This is a genomic window from Thiovibrio sp. JS02, from assembly GCF_053485635.1.
On sequence record NZ_CM130715.1, the window covers coordinates 1,206,156 to 1,223,816 of the forward strand.

17 protein-coding genes are annotated in these 17,661 nt (G+C 54.7%); 10 read left to right on the forward strand and 7 right to left on the reverse strand.

Annotated features, from left to right (window positions below):
• Nucleotides 1-77: 77 nt before the first annotated feature.
• On the reverse strand, nucleotides 78-1,238 hold the full coding sequence (locus ACUUL3_RS05720) for a hypothetical protein (RefSeq protein WP_448555420.1): 1,161 nt from the start codon (nucleotides 1,236-1,238) through the stop codon (nucleotides 78-80).
• A 519-nt stretch (nucleotides 1,239-1,757) separates the two neighbouring features.
• Here ACUUL3_RS05720 and ACUUL3_RS05725 point away from each other — a divergent pair.
• From ACUUL3_RS05725 to ACUUL3_RS05755, 7 genes are all read left to right on the forward strand, one after another.
• Nucleotides 1,758-2,435, forward strand: coding sequence for an ABC transporter ATP-binding protein (locus tag ACUUL3_RS05725; RefSeq protein WP_448555422.1), 678 nt, complete (start codon nucleotides 1,758-1,760; stop codon nucleotides 2,433-2,435).
• A gap of 44 nt (nucleotides 2,436-2,479) precedes the next feature.
• A complete protein-coding gene (locus ACUUL3_RS05730; RefSeq protein ID WP_448555424.1) occupies nucleotides 2,480-3,007 on the forward strand; it encodes a peroxiredoxin family protein in 528 nt (175 codons plus the stop codon).
• Nucleotides 3,008-3,147: 140 nt separating this feature from the next.
• A complete protein-coding gene (locus tag ACUUL3_RS05735) occupies nucleotides 3,148-3,552 on the forward strand; it encodes a nitrous oxide reductase accessory protein NosL (protein WP_448555426.1) in 405 nt (134 codons plus the stop codon).
• A 5-nt stretch (nucleotides 3,553-3,557) separates the two neighbouring features.
• The gene (locus ACUUL3_RS05740) at nucleotides 3,558-3,845 is read left to right on the forward strand and encodes a hypothetical protein (protein ID WP_448555428.1); all 288 of its coding nucleotides are present in this window, start codon (nucleotides 3,558-3,560) and stop codon (nucleotides 3,843-3,845) included.
• 3 nt (nucleotides 3,846-3,848) lie between these two features.
• The gene (locus ACUUL3_RS05745; protein ID WP_448555430.1) at nucleotides 3,849-5,045 is read left to right on the forward strand and encodes an ABC transporter permease; all 1,197 of its coding nucleotides are present in this window, start codon (nucleotides 3,849-3,851) and stop codon (nucleotides 5,043-5,045) included.
• 4 nt (nucleotides 5,046-5,049) lie between these two features.
• The gene (locus tag ACUUL3_RS05750) at nucleotides 5,050-5,727 is read left to right on the forward strand and encodes an ABC transporter ATP-binding protein (protein ID WP_448555432.1); all 678 of its coding nucleotides are present in this window, start codon (nucleotides 5,050-5,052) and stop codon (nucleotides 5,725-5,727) included.
• Complete coding sequence (locus tag ACUUL3_RS05755; protein WP_448555434.1) at nucleotides 5,717-6,724, forward strand: hypothetical protein; 1,008 nt, start codon at nucleotides 5,717-5,719, stop codon at nucleotides 6,722-6,724. The genes ACUUL3_RS05750 and ACUUL3_RS05755 overlap by 11 nt, the downstream gene beginning before the upstream one ends.
• A 169-nt stretch (nucleotides 6,725-6,893) precedes the next feature.
• On the opposite strand, the gene ACUUL3_RS05760 is transcribed toward ACUUL3_RS05755, so the two are convergent.
• The 3 genes from ACUUL3_RS05760 to ACUUL3_RS05770 form a co-directional block, all read right to left on the reverse strand.
• Nucleotides 6,894-7,427 (reverse strand): nitrous oxide reductase accessory protein NosL, encoded by a 534-nt coding sequence (locus ACUUL3_RS05760; RefSeq protein ID WP_448555436.1) that lies wholly within the window; start codon nucleotides 7,425-7,427, stop codon nucleotides 6,894-6,896.
• A 109-nt stretch (nucleotides 7,428-7,536) separates the two neighbouring features.
• Entirely contained in the window at nucleotides 7,537-8,073 is a 537-nt protein-coding gene (locus ACUUL3_RS05765; RefSeq protein ID WP_448555437.1) for a response regulator transcription factor, read from the reverse strand.
• Between the two features lie 12 nt (nucleotides 8,074-8,085).
• Nucleotides 8,086-9,450, reverse strand: coding sequence for an ATP-binding protein (locus ACUUL3_RS05770; protein ID WP_448555439.1), 1,365 nt, complete (start codon nucleotides 9,448-9,450; stop codon nucleotides 8,086-8,088).
• Nucleotides 9,451-10,205: 755 nt separating this feature from the next.
• Between ACUUL3_RS05770 and ACUUL3_RS05775 the strand changes: the two genes are divergently transcribed.
• The 3 genes from ACUUL3_RS05775 (at nucleotide 10,206) to ACUUL3_RS05785 (ending at nucleotide 13,917) form a co-directional block, all read left to right on the forward strand.
• Entirely contained in the window at nucleotides 10,206-10,772 is a 567-nt protein-coding gene (locus ACUUL3_RS05775; protein ID WP_448555441.1) for a TorD/DmsD family molecular chaperone, read from the forward strand.
• A 1-nt stretch (nucleotide 10,773) separates the two neighbouring features.
• Complete coding sequence (locus ACUUL3_RS05780) at nucleotides 10,774-13,032, forward strand: molybdopterin-containing oxidoreductase family protein (protein ID WP_448555443.1); 2,259 nt, start codon at nucleotides 10,774-10,776, stop codon at nucleotides 13,030-13,032.
• Nucleotides 13,033-13,116: 84 nt separating this feature from the next.
• Nucleotides 13,117-13,917 carry a 4Fe-4S dicluster domain-containing protein gene (locus tag ACUUL3_RS05785; RefSeq protein WP_448555445.1) on the forward strand — a complete coding sequence of 267 codons (801 nt, stop codon included), beginning with the start codon at nucleotides 13,117-13,119 and terminating at the stop codon, nucleotides 13,915-13,917.
• 88 nt (nucleotides 13,918-14,005) lie between these two features.
• On the opposite strand, the gene ACUUL3_RS05790 is transcribed toward ACUUL3_RS05785, so the two are convergent.
• The 3 genes from ACUUL3_RS05790 to ACUUL3_RS05800 all read right to left on the reverse strand — a co-directional run bounded on the left by ACUUL3_RS05790 (nucleotide 14,006) and on the right by ACUUL3_RS05800 (nucleotide 17,608).
• Complete coding sequence (locus ACUUL3_RS05790; RefSeq protein ID WP_448555447.1) at nucleotides 14,006-14,413, reverse strand: response regulator; 408 nt, start codon at nucleotides 14,411-14,413, stop codon at nucleotides 14,006-14,008.
• Nucleotides 14,414-14,443: 30 nt separating this feature from the next.
• Complete coding sequence (locus ACUUL3_RS05795) at nucleotides 14,444-15,043, reverse strand: transposase (protein WP_448555449.1); 600 nt, start codon at nucleotides 15,041-15,043, stop codon at nucleotides 14,444-14,446.
• A 222-nt stretch (nucleotides 15,044-15,265) separates the two neighbouring features.
• Nucleotides 15,266-17,608, reverse strand: coding sequence for an NACHT domain-containing protein (locus ACUUL3_RS05800; RefSeq protein WP_448555451.1), 2,343 nt, complete (start codon nucleotides 17,606-17,608; stop codon nucleotides 15,266-15,268).
• Between the last annotated feature and the right edge of the window lie 53 nt (nucleotides 17,609-17,661).

Below are 17,661 nucleotides of genomic sequence, written 5' to 3' on the forward strand. Positions count from 1 at the left end.
AAAGACAAAAACCGGGGGGCGGAAAGGCCCCCCGGTTTTTGTAGTATAGCTCAGGTTGAGGTAACTGGGTTACGAATTTACTTCTTTGCCCAGTTGACGTCCAGGCCGCAGAGAATGGCATGGGGAGCGTCGTCACCGGTGCCCAGCTGTTCGTCATGGCATTTCAGGCAGGCAGAGGTCGGCTTGCCCACGAGCTGCTTGGCGGCAACATCGTACAGCATCAGCTGGCCGTCCATGCGCCATTCGCCGTCCGCCGGCTTGGCGGGATCGGCACAGCCGGGGAGAATGGTCTTGGTGCGGGTGGTGAGGACAATGTACTTGCCGTCCGGGGTAAAGATTGCGTCGTGGTTCTCGTTCAGGCTCGGCATGGTCTCCGCGTCAAGGACCTTCAAGGATTTGGCATCGACCAGGAACATGATGTCGCCGGTTGCATTGGAGATCATCTTGCCGTCCTGGGAGTAGTACTGGCGGAAGCTGATGGTCTTCTTGACGTTGCCGTCGGCGGTACCCTTGCGAATGACCTTGACCTTGCCCTTTTCAAGCTCGGCGGCATCGAGAACGACCATGTGCAGCTTGCCGATTCCATCGCCCAGTTCCTTGTCGGTCGGCGCGGTGTTGGATTCGTTCATGGTGATGAAAACTTCCTTCATGTCCGGGGAGTTGATGCCGTGCATGTATTTGTATCCGGCCTTGATGTCGGCATCGGTGCCTTCCAGGAAGATATTGTGCTTCATCTCCATGGATTTCTTGTCGATGACGCTGATGTACCCTGGCTTGTTCATGGAGATAGGCATGAAGTAGCCGGGGGTCTGCGCGGAGGCGCAGTAGCCTGCCTTGGTGCTCAGAATGTTGGCCGGAACCGGGAAGGTTTTGTCGGTGATGACATTGCCGCTCTTCAGGTCGCTTTTTCCGTAATGGTAGGAGTTTTTCGCCTCGGAATCGGGCTTGTAGGTGGACCAGTACATGGTGTCGCGGTCCTTGAAGTCGATACGTGCATCATGGACAGGGTGGCTTGCGCCGGTGCCGATGTCGATCTTGTCCAACTCTTCGATGGTGATCGGGGTCTCTGCCTTCGGGTCGATTTTGAAAACGGCCTTGGCAAAGTGACCGCCCATGCCGGCGATGTAGGCGGTACCGGAATAGGATTCGGCATTGGCGGTTGCGGCGGCACCGATCAGGCCGAGTGCCAACGTGCCGGTGAGCATGGACTTACGCCAGGTGGATGTGGGAACTTGCATGGTTTTCCTCCTTATAAACGCTTAGGGGCTTGGGGTCCCGAACGGCATTTGACAGTGGCGGCACTGTCAAATAGTAATAACGACCTTATAGACCTCAGGCGGCTCTCTGACGGTTATAAGGCTAAAAAAAACAGGGTGCGACAAAATGCCGCATTTCTATTTACGATATTACCACGAAGTGGTACATTGGCAAGTGCATTTTTACGCGGAATGCAAATTATTTTGCAGGGGATCAGCTGGTGGTCGATGGTTGATCTCTTCGCCTCTTCCCGTTGCCTGAGCAGGTCGCCGGTTGGATTGCAATTGCATGGCTCTTGGCAGGCTTTTGAAAAACGGGCTGAGCGGTACCGGATGTGTCGCCGGAGTTCCCCGGTTCTGTTGGAGCCAGGGAACTCGGGAGATTGGCCGAAGCGTCTTTGGCCAATCGATGGCTGAAAATGCCGGGCACGTTTTTTAAACGGACCGTGAATGCATCCCCTCCGATGGAAAAAAATCAACCCCTGACCGAAGGAACCGATCGTGATCATTCTTTGTGAAAATCTGGTCAAGAGCTATGTGGCCGACAATGCAACGGTCCCCGCCGTCGATAATGTTAATCTCGTTGTCAATAAAGGGGATTTTCTTGTTATCCTGGGCCACTCCGGCTCAGGGAAAACCACCCTTCTCAGCCTGATCGGCGGGCTGACCTCGCCGGATGCCGGCAAGGTTTTTGTCGATGGCGTCGAAAACTGGCACCAGGCCGACAGGGCGCTTTCGGTCATGCGCAACAGCAGGATCGGTTTTATTTTCCAGTTCGCCAGCCTGATCCCGACCCTTACCGTCATGGAGAACATCCTCCTGCCGCTCAGTTTCAGCCAGAGGCCTGCCGGCAGTCGCGCCCTGGCCGAGGAAATTCTTGGCCAGGTGGGGCTCGCCGACAAGGCCAACAGCTATCCTTCCCAGCTTTCCGGCGGGCAGCAGCGTCGCATCGCCATTGCCCGCGCCTTTATCAATCGCCCGGATATCATTCTCGCCGATGAGCCGACCGGGGACCTGGACGAGGAAACGGAAAGAGATATACTTAATCTGTTTCGCCGATATAATGAAAAAGGGATCACCTTTGTGGTGGTTACCCACAACGGCGATCTGGCGGCCAGCCAGGAGAAGGCCAGGATCCTGCAGATGCGGCAGGGGGTTCTCACCGAACTGGTGGAATGAAACGTGACAGCCCCTTGGAAAAACCGACTGGTAATGGTTGCGGCATGATGAATAAAACTGGGCAATGTTTCTTGTTGTTCGCGATTCTGCTGGTTCTGGCCGCCTGTGCCGGTGAGGACAAGAAGGTTGCGAAATTGAAGATCGGCGATCCGGCTCCGGACTTTGCCGTGTCCGACCTTGCCGGCCGGACAGTGTCTCTGGCCGCCTTTCGGGGGCAACCGGTGGTGTTGCGGTTCTGGTCCACGGATTGCAAGTATTGCCGGGCCGATACCCCGATTTTCAACCGCTACTTTGAGAAATACAAGGAGCGCGGCCTGCGGGTTATTTATGTGAACCGTAATTCCGATGAGGCAACGGTGCGCCAGTTCGTCGCGGATCTGGAAATACCCTTTCCCGTGGTTCTCGACCGCGACGGCGCCATTTCCGCAAGCTACAATATCAAGATGGAGCCGCAGACGATTTTCATAAGCCCCCGGCATACCATTCTTGCCGCCGTCCTCGGCGGGGTGAGCGAAGGCGAGTTCCAGAATCTGCTCGGCGGCTATCTGCGGGACCCGCGGGAGGGTAATTGATGCGGCATGGGCGTGGTGGCGCTTATCCCTGCGCAAAAGGGTTTTGGTGGTTCCGGCGCCCGGGGGCGCTGATTTGTCTGGGTATCTTCTTCTTTGTCGCATTCCCGGCAAAGGCGACGCTTGCCGCTCCCCGGGATGAGGTGGCGGCTACGGAGCGGTGTCCGGTCTGCGGGATGTTCGTTGCCAAATACCCCGACTGGCTGGGGCAGATTCATCTCGCCGACGGCGGGATAAGGTTTTTTGACGGCGTCAAGGATCTGCTGGCCTTTTATCACCACCCCGGAGAATACGGCGCCGGTGAGGCCTCGGTTAAGGATATCTGGGTCAAGGACTACTATACCCTGGAATGGGTGGATGGCCGCGCCGCCTTTTATGTGATCGGCAGCGACATATACGGCCCCATGGGACATGAGTTCATCCCCTTTGCCTCGCGGCCGGCAGCGGAAAATTTTCGCAAGGACCACAAGGGGACCGATATCCTTTCCTTCGCGCAGATTACAGCGGAACTGGTGCGCTCCCTGCGGACCGGCCAGAAGATGCGGTAGGGCAGATGCGGCCGTCCGGAATTCTTGCCATTGTTCTCCTGGCGCTGTTGGCGATTTCCACCGGATTCCACGGGGCGGGGCAACGTCTCCGCCTGCGGCAGGAGGCCTCCCTGCCGCAGTTGCGTGTGGTCACCGGCGCCCTCGGCCTCACGGATCTCGCCGTGGCCACCGAGGCCCGCTATACCAGGCATCCCGCCGTGAGCGACCCCATGGTTCCTTTCATGGATCATCCGGGGGCAATCGAACACTTCCCCAGCGGTTCGTTCTGGGCGCCTCCTCGCAGATCCCGGTGATCCATGTTGCGGAGTAATCTGGAGAAACAGCTCAATATTCTCGATTACGCACTCTCCTCCCTGTGGCGGCGCAGGCTGAAGATCATGAGTGTCCTCCTCGTGTTTTCCGCGGTCATTTTCCTGCTCGCCTCCTTCCTCATGGTGAGCCAGGCCCTTACCTTGCGGGCGAAACAGCTCCTTGTCTCCGCGCCGGAAATCACCGTCCAGAAGATGTCCGCGGGTCGACAGGAAGCGATTCCCCTGGCCTATGGCGAGCGTCTGGCCGGTATTTTCGGCATCCGTCGCATCGTGCCCCGTATCTGGGGCTATTATTTCGATGAGGTGAGCGGGGCGAATTACACGGTCATGGGCATGGACGTGCGGATGATGCCGGAAGGCGCCCGGCTCGACACGGCCCTGGGCGAGGGCAGGCTGCCGGCCACGGGCGAGGACGGCCTTGTCGTGGTCGGCCAGGGGATAAAGGCCGCCCTCGACCTTGCGCATCGTCCGGTTTTTTCCCTGTTCCGTCCGGACCTTTCCCTGAAAACGCTCACGGTGAGCGGTGAGTTCAGCCCCCGGGCCGAGATCATGACTTCAGACCTCATGGTTCTGACCCTTGCCGGTGCCCGCGATCTTTTTGCCATTGAGCCGCGGTTTGTGACCGATTACTGCGTCTATGTGGCCAACAGCAACGAGATCGACACCATTGCCAGGAAAATCTCCGAAATCATGCCGGATACCAGGGTGTTGACCAGGCCGCAGATTCAAAAAACCTATCAGGTCGTTTTTGGTTGGCGCAGCGGTTTTGCCTCCATCTGCCTGCTCAGCGCCCTTGCCGCCTTTATTATCCTTGCCTGGGACAAGGCTTCGGGCATCTCCCCTGAGGAGCGGCGGGAGATCGCCATCCTAAAGGTGCTGGGCTGGGAGACGGCCGACGTGCTGGCCGTGCGTTTCTGGGAATCCTGCCTCGTTTCCGGCCTTGCCTTTTTCCTGGGCATGCTCGCCGCCTATGCGCATGTGGTTTTTTTCGCCGCCGTTCTTTTCCGGCCGATTCTGCTTGGCTGGTCGGTGCTCACTCCCGACCTCACGCTGGTTCCCGACCTGGCCGTTGCTGATTTTCTTCTGATCGGCGCCTTCACCGTTCTGCCCTATCTGGCAGCCACCGTCATCCCTGCCTGGCGGAGCGCCACGGTGCCGACGGATTCGGCCCTGGGAGGATGAGCGCATGCTGATCGAGCTTGAAAATGTCAGCAAGATCTACAATCAGGGCCGGGCCAATGAAGTGCGGGCTCTCGTCGGCATCGATCTGGTCGTCGAAACCGGAGGGATGATCTGCCTCAAGGGGCCGAGCGGTTCCGGGAAAAGCACCCTGCTTGCCATTATCGGCTGTATTTTCCCGCCCACCAGCGGCCGCGCCGCCATTGCCGGCAAGCAGCTTGCCCGCTTGCCGGACCGTTTCCTCACCATCCATCGCCGGGAATGCATCGGTTTTATTTTTCAGAGGTTCAACGTGCTGCCGGAGCTGACCGTGCTCGACAACATAACCCTTCCCCTGCTCCCCCTCGGCGTTGCCCCCAGGGAACGCAAAGAGAGGGCTGCCGCCCTTATGGAACGGTTGGGAATCGCCCACCGGCAGAGTTTTCCCGCCGGCCAGGTCTCTGGCGGCGAACTGCAGCGGCTGGCCATCGCCCGCGCTCTGATCAACGGTCAGTCCATTATCCTGGCGGATGAGCCGACGGCGCACCTCGATACCCGCCTGAGCCGCGAATTCATGGAAATCATGCGACAGTTGAAAGGGGAGGGGAAGACCATCGTCATCGCCTCCCATGATCCCCTGGTGTTCGAGCATCCTGTCATTGACCGGCAAATCACCATTCAGGACGGGAGAATCCATGTTTCTTAATCCCTGGAGCCTTGCCCTTACGATCTGCGGGGTCGTCGCCCTGGTCCTTGGCGCTGTTGCCTGCAGGACCGCTCTCAGGGTTCTGCGTTTCTGGGATCTTGGCAGCGACAGCAACCGGCAGATCAGCCTGGAGAGCGAGATCTGGCTTTCCTCGACCCTGGTGGCCTATGGCCTCGGGTTTCAGATCGTCACCCTCCTGCTTTTTGTCCTGGCCGCGGATCAGTTCGCCCAGGCCATTGTCGGGGCGATGTGCGCCACCGGCTCTCTTCTGGCCAATCCTTACGGCATGCCGACCCTGCTGGTAAAGTTGTTCGGAGTATTTTTCTACGGGTTCTGGATCCTCCTGCATCAGCTGGACATCCGCTCCGAACATTATCCGCTGGTGCGGGTCAAATACCTCTATCTTCTCCTGCTCATTCCATTTCTTGTCCTTGATGTCTCCCTGCAGACCCTTTACATCGCGGGTATCAAGCCTGATATCATCACCTCCTGCTGTGGCGTGGTTTTCAATGCCCCCACCGGCGGCGGCCCCAATCTGTTCAGCGGCTTTTCGCCCCGGGCGCTGCTTGCCGCCTTCGTTCTGACCATGGCCGTGCTCGTGGCCCTGGCGGTTTTTCTCCTGAAACGCTGGCAGCGGCACCTTGCGGCATTCTATTCACTCACCTGGGTCTGTTTTTTTCTTCTTGCCCTGCTGGTAATAACCGTCGTGCTTTCTTCCTATGTCTACGCGATGCCTTACCACAGGTGCCCATTCTGCCTTCTGAAACCGGAATACGGCTACTTCGGATTTGCCATCTATGGCACCTTGATCCCGGCGGCTTTTTTCGGGATGAGCGTGGCCGTGGCCGGACTGGTCGTCGAAAGAAAGGGACTTTCCGAGACGGTGGGCGGATATCAGCGTTGGGCCGTGAAAGCATCCCTGGTCCTCCTGATCTTTTTCACGGTTTTTTCCTTTTATCACTATCTCAAATATCTGTTCATCGGCGGGGAGGGCTAGACCGCCGGTCCCGAGGAGGATTCACCCTTGCAATTGCCAACATGTTGAGAATGCACTTCTGCGAGGACGTGATTGAAGGAGCCGGGAGAAGGGGCGGGAAAGGGCGGGAAAAAAAAGGGCGACGGAAGCGCTTCCGTCGCCCTTTTTCGTGATGAACACCCGTGAACGCTCACATCTGCATGTGCATGCCGCCCATGAGCGGCTTGATGGTTTCCATGCCGATGTTTGCATAGGTGTCGATGGAGCCGCCCTTTTGCTTCTGGAACTCCTCGGCGGCGGCTTTCTCGGCAAAGGGAATCAATTCCTTGCCCATGGGTCCCATTTCCGAGCTTGCGATCACATAAAAGGCGCTCTTACCGTCAATCCATTTGCCGGTCCTGAAATCCTTGACCCAGACCGCGCGCACCTGTTCCGGGGTGTGCGCGGCGGTGAATTTCCGCATGTTGAGCAGGAAGCGGAACATGCATTTGCAGCCGTCAAAGGCGACGCTGTCGCCGTCGGAGAAAACGACCTGGGATTGCCATTGCGGATAGCGGTGCGGGTACATGCCGCAGGCCGCGCAGGTTGCCTCCGCGGTGATTTCGGGCACGGCCGGTTCCGCGGCCTGGATGGGGACGGAAAAGGCGGCGCAGAGCAGAAGGGTGGCGATGAAGAAAAGAATAGCGTTTCCTTTTACCAGTGTGGAACAGGACTGTTTGTTCATGAGCAGCTCCTCCTTGCCGTGTAGGGTGTGATTTCCGCCTTGCCCAGAAGAAATGAAGACCTCAACCCCTCCTGCCTCGGTACCCCCAGGTCGCGGGTCCGGGAAATCTTCATTTGTGGGGCGGGTATTTCTGCAGCTTGCGCTGCAGGGTTCTCCGGTGTACGCCGAGTTTTTTTGCGGCCAGGGAAATATTGCCTTCGCAATCGCTGAGCACCCGGTTGATGTGTTCCCATTCGGCGCGGGCCAGGGAGGGCGCGGAGAAATCTTCCTGGTCGATGGCTATTCCCAGGTTGGGCTCCTTGGCAAAGGCGCTTAAGATGTCATCCACATCTGCCGGTTTGGGCAGATAATAGAGAGCCCCGAGTTTTACCGCTTCGGTGGCAGTGGCAATACTGCCGTAGCCGGTGAGAACGACCATCTGCATGTCGGGGTTTATCTCCTTGGCGGCGGCGATGAGCTCCAGCCCGGATTTGCCGGGCATCTTCAGGTCGATTACCGCCATGGCGGGTTTTTTGCTGCCGATGATCCCCATGGCCTCATCGAAGTCGGCGGCAGCATATACGGTAAAGCCGCGACGGGAAAAGGCCTTTGCCAGGCGTTCCCTGAACAGCTCTTCGTCGTCCACCAGTAGAATTGCATCCTCCATAAATACCCCCTGTCAAGCCGCCCCATTGTAAACAGAGGCGGGTTTGGCTTTGATTTGCCGTAAAGAGAAAAAAAGCGTCACCTCGGTTCCCGAACCGGGTTTAGAAACAATTTCCACCCCGCCGCCAAAACGTTCCGCGGCTGATTTGGCGAGATACAGCCCCAACCCCATCCCTTTCCCTGGCTCCTTGGTGGTGAAGAAAGGCTCGCTGGCCCGGGCAAGGGTCTCCGGTGTCATGCCGGCGCCCTGATCGGTGATTTTCAGGTAGAGAAACCGTTGGTCATGGGTGCAGGCAACCCGGATTGGCGTGGAATCCGGAGAAGCATCGAGAGCGTTTTTGATGACGCCTCTGATGATCCGACGCATGGTGCGAAGCGGCATTTGCACGACAAGGCCTGATGCCTCATTGCTGAATTGTATCTGATTTGGCGCTGAGGCGTTAAAGTTATTCAATATTTCTTTGAGAAAATCCTCAAGAGGAAAGGGGGTGAGTTCCTCGCCAAGATTCTCGCCCGCGTCGGCCGACATTTGGAAGAGAATATCCTTGCAGCGTTTGACCTGATCGCGGATGAGGGTGGCATCTTCGATGAGTTCCTCGCTGCCGTTTTCAGCCTTGAGGGTGTGGAGCATTTCTCCGGCGGCAATGGCTATGGTCGAGAGAGGAGTGGAAAATTCATGGGCCGCCCCAGCGGCCAGGGTCGCAAGTGATGCCAGTTTTTCATTCTTCACTTTTTCTTCCTTGAGGGCGGAGAGGGTTTCCCGTTCCTTGGCCAAGGACCGCTGAATGCGGCCCGCGAAAAAAACAATGAAGAACGCGGTCACCGCAAAGGCGACCCACATTCCCTGCAGATGGATCTTCATGGGGTCACTCAGGGTTGAAAGCAGGGCGGGCTCGGGGTGGCAGGGCTGGCTGATGCTGCCTGCCACCGGCAGATAGAAAAGAGACGCATAGCCCGCCAGGGTGAAGCCGGTAAGCCCCCAGGCCCAGCCGGGGTGCAGAAGAATGGCGCCCAGGGTGATATGCACCAGATACAGAAAGCTGAAAGGGTTGAGGGGGCCGCCGGAATAATAGAGAAGCATGGTGAGCAGCGCCGTGTCCAGAAACATGGCCAGGGCGATCAGCCAGTCGGCGATGGGCACGTTTTTTTTCTTGAGGAAGACAAAAAAGAAATTGGTGATGATTTCAAAAACGAGAATGGCAAAGATGATCAGGTAGGGCAGCTCGATGCGCAGAACAAAGAAGACGAGAAGAACCAGCAGCAGCTGGGCGGCAACCGCCCCCCAGCGGAGGTGCAGCAGCCAATGGAATGCGACGTCGGCCGCGCTTGCGCCCTGGGAATCTTCGGAAGCAGACTGTGGATATATGACGGTTTGCAATGATCTGCCCCGCTTTCAGGATATTTCTTTTCTTGCCGGAAGGGGAAGCGCTCCCCGATCCTTAACGAATTTTCCCGGCTCCTTCAGAAGCGGGAAAATTCAGCGACACTTCCCTGTGCCTTCGGCAGCCCTTTTTCCAAGGGGCTGTTCAGCGAAAACGGCAAAGCGCATTATCCGCTTTCTCGCCAGGGCAGCCAACTTTGGCCGATCAAACGGGCGAGACATTCCGGTGTTGTGCGCGGGCCGTCCCAAAAAGAGTTTTTTCAGCCCGCTCTGTTAGAAATGATTCTTTGTATAGCTTTGCTCATTTACAGCAAAATTCCGGTTTCGACAAGAAAGCTGGAATAAAAAGATAAAGGGCGAATTTTGCAAAGTGTTCGATGATAATAAAAGTACATTGATAATTTCCCAATTTTCTTAACAGGTTAGTATTGCAAGTGCGACAATTTGCCGCATTTGCAATGGGTACCCCCTGTGTTATACGAATTTCATTGTTTTTTCCCTTATAAACGCTCATCGGCTGGGTAACTTCCTCTCTTCGTGGCGGCTCCTTGGGGTGAGGTGTCGGGATTCACCCGATGGGCGTCCTTTTTTTATTTTGACATCAAGCCACTGTCGGCGTATAAGAATAAAATTTATTTCTTTCGCGCCCCACAGGGATCTGATGCCGGACAACAAGTGGACATGCATGGGAGTGAGCCGCTGCCTCACCTCCTTTCGGGTTTTCTTCTGTATGTGGCCACCAGAGTGAGGTTATGACCGAGAGCACCTCCATCAGCATGGCGGATATCTACCGCTTTCTTTCCCACTCCATGCAATATCCCGATCCTGCGTGGATGGACGAAAAATATTTCTCCGTAATATACACCTTTCTTGAAGAACTCGGCTGGCAGGACGAAGCCAGAGAACTCCACAATACGATCAGCGATGAAAAAGAGTGGCTTGAGCCCCTGCAGGTGGAACACACCCGCCTCTTTGTCAACGCCGTGCCATCAGTGATAGCGCCCCCATACGGTTCGGTTTACCTCAGCAATGACGGCAAGCTCTACGGCCCCAGCGCGGTGAAGGCCAAGGCCTTTTATCGCGAAAAAGGATTTCATCTGGTCGGAGAGTATGACATCCCGGATCACATCACCTTTGAGCTTGAATTCCTTGCCCTGCTTGCCGAGGATGGCAGGACCGAGGATGAAGAGATTTTCCTGCAAGAGCATTTCCGCCCCTGGTTTCCCAAATTTCAGGCCAGGGTTTTACAAGAGGGTCGTCACCCTTTCTATAGGGTTTTGGTTAAATTAATTGATTTTTTTACAAGGGAGGAACTGTAAAATGGCTTTGAATCTGACGAGACGTAAATTTCTGCAGACCGCATCCCTTGCGGCAGCCTCGGCAGCGATGTCCGGCTGTTTTGCCAGGCAGGCAAACGCGAGCGCGCCGTTTGTCAGAAAACCTTTTACCGCGCCCGGCAGCTTTGCCGGCACTGTAACGGCGGTGGGCGGTGTCTGCGAGATGTGCTTCTGGCGTTGCCAGTTGGTCGGCAAGGTGCGGGACGGTCAGCTTGTCAAGCTTGAGGGCAATCCCAAGAGCATCGACAACGGTCAGAGCATCTGCGCCCGCGGCAATGCCGGCGTCAAGCTGCTCTACGATCCGGATCGCCTCAAATTCCCCATGAAAAACGTCGGTAAGCGCGGCGCGCCCGAGTGGAAGCGGATCTCCTGGGAAGAAGCCCTTGACGAGTGCGCCGTCAAGCTCAAAGCCGTTGTCGACAAGTACGGGCCCCAGGGTATCGCCATTTTCCCGCATGGTTCCTCCGCAAAATACCCCATGACCTTCTTCGAGCATGTGGTGGGCACCCCCAACAACTCCGAGGCCTCTTTCTTTCAGTGCCGCGGTATCCGCGATACCGCCTATGTGGCCACCCTCGACGTGGCGCCGGGTGAGAATGTCGATATGCCCAATGCCAAGGCCATTTTCCTGGTTGGTTGTCACTTCGGCGAGAACGTGCACGTCTCGCACCTGAAGCGCTACCTGAAGGGCCTTGAAAACGGCGCCAAGCTGATCGTCGTTGATCCGCGTTATTCCGCTTCCGCCGCCAAGGCGGACATCTGGGTCAAGATCAAGCCCGGCACCGATACGGCCTTCCTGCTTGCCATCATGAACTATCTGGTCAAGGAAGGCAAATACGACAAGAAATACGTCGAGGAGCATGGCCAGGGCTTTGATGAGTTCACCAAGGCCATCTCCCACGCCACTTTGAACTGGGCGGCCAAGATCTGTGACGTGCCTGAAAAGCAGATCAAGCAGGTGGCCGACATGCTGGCCGCCAATGCGCCCAATGTCTCCGTGCATCCGGGCCGGCACGTGAGCTGGCACGGCAATGACTTCCAGCGCGAGCGCGCCCTGGCCTGCCTGACCGGCCTGCTCGGCGCCATCGGCGTCAAGGGCGGCTTTGTCGCCGGCAAGGGCCCCAAGACCGGCAAGGCCGGCTGGCCCAAACCCATGGCCGAGCATGCCGAGAAGTACGCCCTGCACAAACTGGCCAAGGTGCATCCCTACTCGCCGCCGGGCACTCCCACCGATCTGATCCGCAATGCCGCCGTAACCGGCAAGCCCTATCCGATCAAGGGCTTTGTCGCCTGGGGTCAGAACCCGATCCAGACCATTCCCGACCAGGCGCTTACCATCAAGATGCTCCAGCAGATGGACTTCGTCATGGTCTGCGACGTCATGCCCACCGACATCACCATGTACGCCGACATCCTGCTTCCCGAGTCTTCCTATCTGGAGCGCTACGATCATATCCAGAAGGGAACCCAGTGGAATTTCGCCGATCCGCACCAGCAGTTCATCACGGCCCGCATGCCGCTGGTTTCCCCCACCGCGGCGGATCATGAGCGCAAGGATTCCGTCTGGATCGTCAACGAACTCGCCAAGCGCATGGGCTACGGCGAGCATATCAAGGTCCAGTCCGGCGAGGAGATGACCGACAAGATCCTGGCCGGCGCCGAGCCGCCGCTCTCCATCGAACAGCTCCGCAAGGAGGACGGCATCCACGTCAAGCCCGGTGTCGATCCCTACGGCAAGGCCCTGGATGTCTACTTCTTCAGCGAGGACATCGCCGCGGCAGGCTTCCCCGGCGCGCCGACCTATATTCCGGTTCCCGAGCCGCCCAAGGGCTTTGCCCGTCTGGTATACGGCCGTGCTCCGGTGCATACCTTCAACCGCTCCATGAACAATGCCTGGCTGCACAACGAGATGCCCACAAACCCGGTATGGCTCAACGACGAGTCCGCCAAGAAGATGGGCCTCAAGGACGGCGATTCCGTCATGCTGGTCAACCAGGACGGGGTGAAATCCCGCACCAGCACCGTGGTGAAGGTCACTCCGGGCATCCGCAAGGACACCGTTTACATGGCCCACGGTTATGGAACCATGAACCCGGCCATGACCATCGGCGTCGGCGCCGGTGTCGACGATCAGAGCCTGATCAGCAAGTCGGCGGTTGATCCGGAAACCGGGGCTCACGGTATGCGCAACAACTTCGTCAAGTTCATCAAGGACGGCAAGGAGCTGAGCATTCCTGCCTGATGGCGGACCGCTGGTTGTTGAGGAAGAAATTGAGATGCAAAAAACTATCTTGTTTATGGAGGTATTACCGTGAGTCAATACGGAATGATTATAGATCTTGATAAATGCGTCGGCTGCCACGCCTGCTCCATCGCCTGCAGGGCGGAGTGGGAGGTTCCCACCGGCAAGGATTCCGCCGACAGGGAGAGAAGAAGGAACTGGGTGAAGCGTCTTGGCCCGAGCAACACCCCGAACGGCCTGGCCTCCACCTATTATCCCGGCCTGTGTAACCATTGCGACAAGCCTTCCTGCGTCGATGCGTGTCCCGCCGACAAGGTTGAGGCGACCTTCAAGGACGCCAAGACCGGCGCGACAAAAACCATGGAAGTGGCCGCCACCTGGAAGGATCCCTTCAACGGGACCGTGCAGATCGACAAGGAGCGCTGCATCGGCTGCGGCGCCTGCGCCGACGCCTGCCCGTACAGCGCCCGCTATGTCAACGAGGAGGGCGGTGAGCCCAAGGCCGACAAGTGCACCTTCTGCGTCGAGCGCGTGGCCGAAGGCCTTGAGCCGGCCTGCGTGCAGACCTGTCTGGCCCGGGCCCGCATATTCGGCGATCTTTCCGATCCCAACTCCGAGGTTTCCAAGTATGTGAAGAAGGGCGCCGCGCGGTTGGAAAGCAAGAACGTGAAGATCGGCCCCAACGTGCGTTACTTCGGCAACAAGAAGGACATGCACCTTCTGACCACCACCAGCACCCCGCAGGCGATGCCGCAGGCGAACCTGCGCCGGACCATCATGGCCCGGATGCTGAAGCCCGCCATGGAGCAGGCCAAGAATCTCGGTCTGCTGGGCCTGGCCGGCGCCGTTGTCGTCAAGGGGCTGGGCGAAGACGAAAAGAAGTAAGCTCTTTTTTCTGTAACGCTGTTTGCATAAAAAACCCCCGGCGCCTAAGGCGTCGGGGGTTTTTTATGCAAAGGAGTTTGTTTTTCAATCACATGCGCATGGCCGCATCGATTTTCTGGTAAAGGATCTCGGCGGTGAACGGTTTTACGATGTATTGGCTTACCCCGGCCTTGATGGCGCCCAGGATGTTTTCTTTTTCCGCCTCCGCGGTGACCATGATGAAGGGAATCCTGGCAAGCGCCGGAGTCGCCCGCACCTTCTTCAACAGATCGAATCCGGTCATGGTCGGCATCACCCAGTCGCAGATGATGAGATCCACCGGGGTGTTTTCGAGAAGATGGAGGGCATCAAGTCCGTTGGTTGCCTCCATGATGTTTTCATGGCTCTCGTAGCCGAGCTCATGGAGCATATTCCGGATGAGCCTTCTGGGAACCTCAAAGTCGTCGATAATGAGAATCTTCATCTTCCGGTTGGCCGGAGGGGTTTGCTTCTTCATGGTATCGGGTATCCGGGGATATAATACTGATTATTCGTTGCCGTTGGCGGGTTTCCGTCCTGGTTTCCCTTGGCGTAAGGCCTTGCCGGTCAGGCGTTCCGCTTTTTCATAAAAGGTCTCGTTGCCACAAGGCCTTCCGGTCCTTGTCTTTTCGCGCAGAACATCAAGATCGTCATCTTCTTTTGCCAGGAAAAGACGCCAGTCATCGATCCCGGCGAGCATCCCGTCTTCCGTTACCAGCGGGTCATCATCTACCATCCCCGCATGATACCGGGCGCTGGACCATTCGTAGTCCCAGGCATGCTTTATCTCCTTGATCACCCCAACGGGATTTCGCTCCACATAACGCACACAGGCATAGAGATATTTCTCGTCAAGTGGACAGGAAAAGAACCTTCCCTGAAACAAATATCCTCTGACATTCTGCCGGAAATTGACCATGCGGGTGTAGAGCCGGTGCCCCTCGCCGATGGCCCTGGCCAAGGAATCCTCCTGTTCGGGCACCGCGACCAGATGGACATGGTTGCCCATGAGGCAGTAGGATACAAAGCGCAGACCGAAACGGTCGCCCTGCTGGCGCATCAGGCGCAGGTACTCATGCCGGTCGTCGTCAGTATGGAAGATTTCCATGGAACGAACGCCGCGTTGAGTTATGTGATGTGGATAACCGGGCAATACCACCCTTGCCATGCGTGCCATGTGCAAATGGTACCCTATGAAATAGAAGATTGGCAAGAAAATAGGTATTATGTCCCCGGATATGATGCGGATATGATGGATATGATGGATATGATGGGATATGATGTGTCCCAGATATGATGCACGGCGGGACAACCGATAAAACGCTAAGTGTTATAAGTTATTCACTTCGGATACGACAGGATCATCACATAAAGTTGGGGCCCCGAGAATTTTCCCTGCGCGTGATGATTGTTTGCGAACAGGATGGATAACTTTATTGAAAATTGAGACAAAACCGTGTCGTTCAAGAACTTCAATGACTTTATCGATATAACTCAGAACTTCTGGTTGCGTAATTCCTCTACGTAATGCCGAAAACTTCCGCCCTCTACCCGCTTGTTGATATAATTTTCGCAAAATAGTCATGAGTGCTTTGGTTTGAGGCGGAATATCAAGTTGTAAAACAGCATTATTGGTTGCCATATTGTCAAAATTTTCTATGGTGCAATTATCTGCGAACATTTTTTCTGGGAGATATTCATTGCCAGCCACACCAGAGACTTTTGAGATAATACAATCAGTAAAATAGACATTTCCACTGGCCCCTTTAGTGCCAAGAACAATTTCAGTTATTGTGCAGTTCTTAAAGACCAAGTCACTTACTTGAATATCTTCGAGATTTAATTCCCCAAAATTTGCTGAATCAATAACAATGTTTCGAAAATGTATATGATTTTTTTCTTTGTCTATTGCTATATTTAATGAGATAGCAATGCAGTCAGCAATAATTTGCTTGCTGTTTTTGGAGACAGTTGTTGAATTATTTAAATTTTCCGCTACAGAAATTACGGTGCCAAGGCTTACGTCATTCTTGTTAAGAAGATAGGTGGCCATGGCGATTGCTTTTTCCGATAATTGTGAAAGAGGAACTGTTAGATCACCTTGATATTGTCCAAGAATTAGGCGAGAAAATGCGCTTCCCTGCAATGCAGATAACATGTCCTCATCTACGAATGAACGCAGTCCTGGATCTTGTTCCCGCTGGGTTAGGCCCGGCAATCGTTGTAACTGTGCCAGTACACCTTCACCCGCACTTTGCGAAGTCTCAGCATAATATGCTTCAGATAAGTCAATGCCCGTGATTGGGCCAGAACCAGAAGACTTAGCTCTGACTGTGAATGCAAGTCTCTCTAGTACGGCACGGATAGTATTGGGGTCCATAACGGCATATTCTAGAGATGCTTCACGTTCTGCTATGCGAGTCAAGAAGTTATCCCAAGCGTATCCAAAACCACGTGATGAATCTATTTTTAAAATTTCATGAAATAATTCACGGTGGAGAAGATATGATAGCAATAGTGGCTTTCTGGGTAGCCAATCCGGTAGAGGTTCATGTATTCCGTTTCGTTGTAAAAATTCATTAGCACCATCTTCGGTAAATTCATCAAGTCTGAGAAGAGTATAGTCGCGACCTGAAATTCCTAAAGAATGATCGAGCTCTTGAATTGTGTCAAAGTAATGGTCTCGGCCACAGACAAAAACTCCGATCCCGCTCGGAACTTTTGTCAAAAAATCACGAACCCCAACAAGGGCAGACCGGCGAGCATCCTTCATGAAATTTTTATCGTCTGTTCTAATGACAGATTGAGATGCCACCTCATCGAAACCATCTAAGAGCAAACAAGACATACCAGACCGCCATGCAATAACTAAATCTTCTTTTGGGGTATACCCAATTGAACGTGCATGTCTTTCGAGAATTTCATCACTAAGTGACTGCCCCCAGTGTTCGCGTAAATTCAGTGAAATAGGTGCCACATTGGATCTTCCCGCTTGATACGAATTTGAAAGGTCAATGAATATTTCTCTTGTTGTCAAACTTTTTCCTGCACCAAATGGTGCAAGGAGGACTACCATATGTCCTTTTGAAATTAAATTTACAATATATTTTACATCTACTAATTTTTCCCGCAATTCTTTGTGAGAATCTTTCTTGTTTCTAACATTGACAAAATCTTGTTTGTATATTGGCAATTGAACGTATGCATCGTTTTTTATTGTTGTTGTATTGTCAAGCGGATCACGAGCAGAGCCAAAAGGAGCATTGTTGCGTCTTGAAATGTATTTTCTGCCATCAAAAAATCTTCTTCTGAATTGATCTAATGTTAGAACTGTTACATTGTTTTTTCTTGCAATATCAATATGTTGGGCGTCTAGTTGTTTTTGTGTGATAAACCATTTTGAAACAGCAGTCGATTTTTTCCGTTCTATATTTTCTGCTGCATTTAGTTTTTTAATATCTGACTTCGCTTTATCCAATTTTGTACTAGTTGTTGCCATAATTAAGTGAGTAATGTCTCGAAGACGAGCAATTCCATCAAGTTCATTTATTATGTTGTTGTTGCCATAATGATTTGGTTGACAATCGCCGGGATTCAAGCTCCATACTGCTTCTGCAACCCTTCTTACTTCAGCTTCAAATTCCATATTTTGGCTATATGTGTTTTTAGTCATATAATTCTCTGAAGATACGTGCGCTGGTGAATTCCGGGAACATGATACTTATT

What these genes read in the sequence shown, in the direction of transcription:
- ACUUL3_RS05720 (WP_448555420.1), bottom strand. Translation starts at nt 1,238, where the DNA reads ATGCAAGTTCCCACATCCACCTGGCGTAAGTCCATGCTCACCGGCACG.
- ACUUL3_RS05790 (WP_448555447.1), bottom strand. Translation starts at nt 14,413, where the DNA reads ATGAAGAAGCAAACCCCTCCGGCCAACCGGAAGATGAAGATTCTCATT.
- ACUUL3_RS05795 (WP_448555449.1), bottom strand. Translation starts at nt 15,043, where the DNA reads ATGGAAATCTTCCATACTGACGACGACCGGCATGAGTACCTGCGCCTG.
- ACUUL3_RS05755 (WP_448555434.1), top strand. Translation starts at nt 5,717, where the DNA reads ATGTTTCTTAATCCCTGGAGCCTTGCCCTTACGATCTGCGGGGTCGTC.
- ACUUL3_RS05785 (WP_448555445.1), top strand. Translation starts at nt 13,117, where the DNA reads ATGATTATAGATCTTGATAAATGCGTCGGCTGCCACGCCTGCTCCATC.
- ACUUL3_RS05745 (WP_448555430.1), top strand. Translation starts at nt 3,849, where the DNA reads ATGTTGCGGAGTAATCTGGAGAAACAGCTCAATATTCTCGATTACGCA.
- ACUUL3_RS05765 (WP_448555437.1), bottom strand. Translation starts at nt 8,073, where the DNA reads ATGGAGGATGCAATTCTACTGGTGGACGACGAAGAGCTGTTCAGGGAA.
- ACUUL3_RS05750 (WP_448555432.1), top strand. Translation starts at nt 5,050, where the DNA reads ATGCTGATCGAGCTTGAAAATGTCAGCAAGATCTACAATCAGGGCCGG.
- ACUUL3_RS05760 (WP_448555436.1), bottom strand. Translation starts at nt 7,427, where the DNA reads ATGAACAAACAGTCCTGTTCCACACTGGTAAAAGGAAACGCTATTCTT.
- ACUUL3_RS05775 (WP_448555441.1), top strand. Translation starts at nt 10,206, where the DNA reads ATGACCGAGAGCACCTCCATCAGCATGGCGGATATCTACCGCTTTCTT.
- ACUUL3_RS05780 (WP_448555443.1), top strand. Translation starts at nt 10,774, where the DNA reads ATGGCTTTGAATCTGACGAGACGTAAATTTCTGCAGACCGCATCCCTT.
- ACUUL3_RS05730 (WP_448555424.1), top strand. Translation starts at nt 2,480, where the DNA reads ATGATGAATAAAACTGGGCAATGTTTCTTGTTGTTCGCGATTCTGCTG.
- ACUUL3_RS05740 (WP_448555428.1), top strand. Translation starts at nt 3,558, where the DNA reads ATGCGGCCGTCCGGAATTCTTGCCATTGTTCTCCTGGCGCTGTTGGCG.
- ACUUL3_RS05800 (WP_448555451.1), bottom strand. Translation starts at nt 17,608, where the DNA reads ATGACTAAAAACACATATAGCCAAAATATGGAATTTGAAGCTGAAGTA.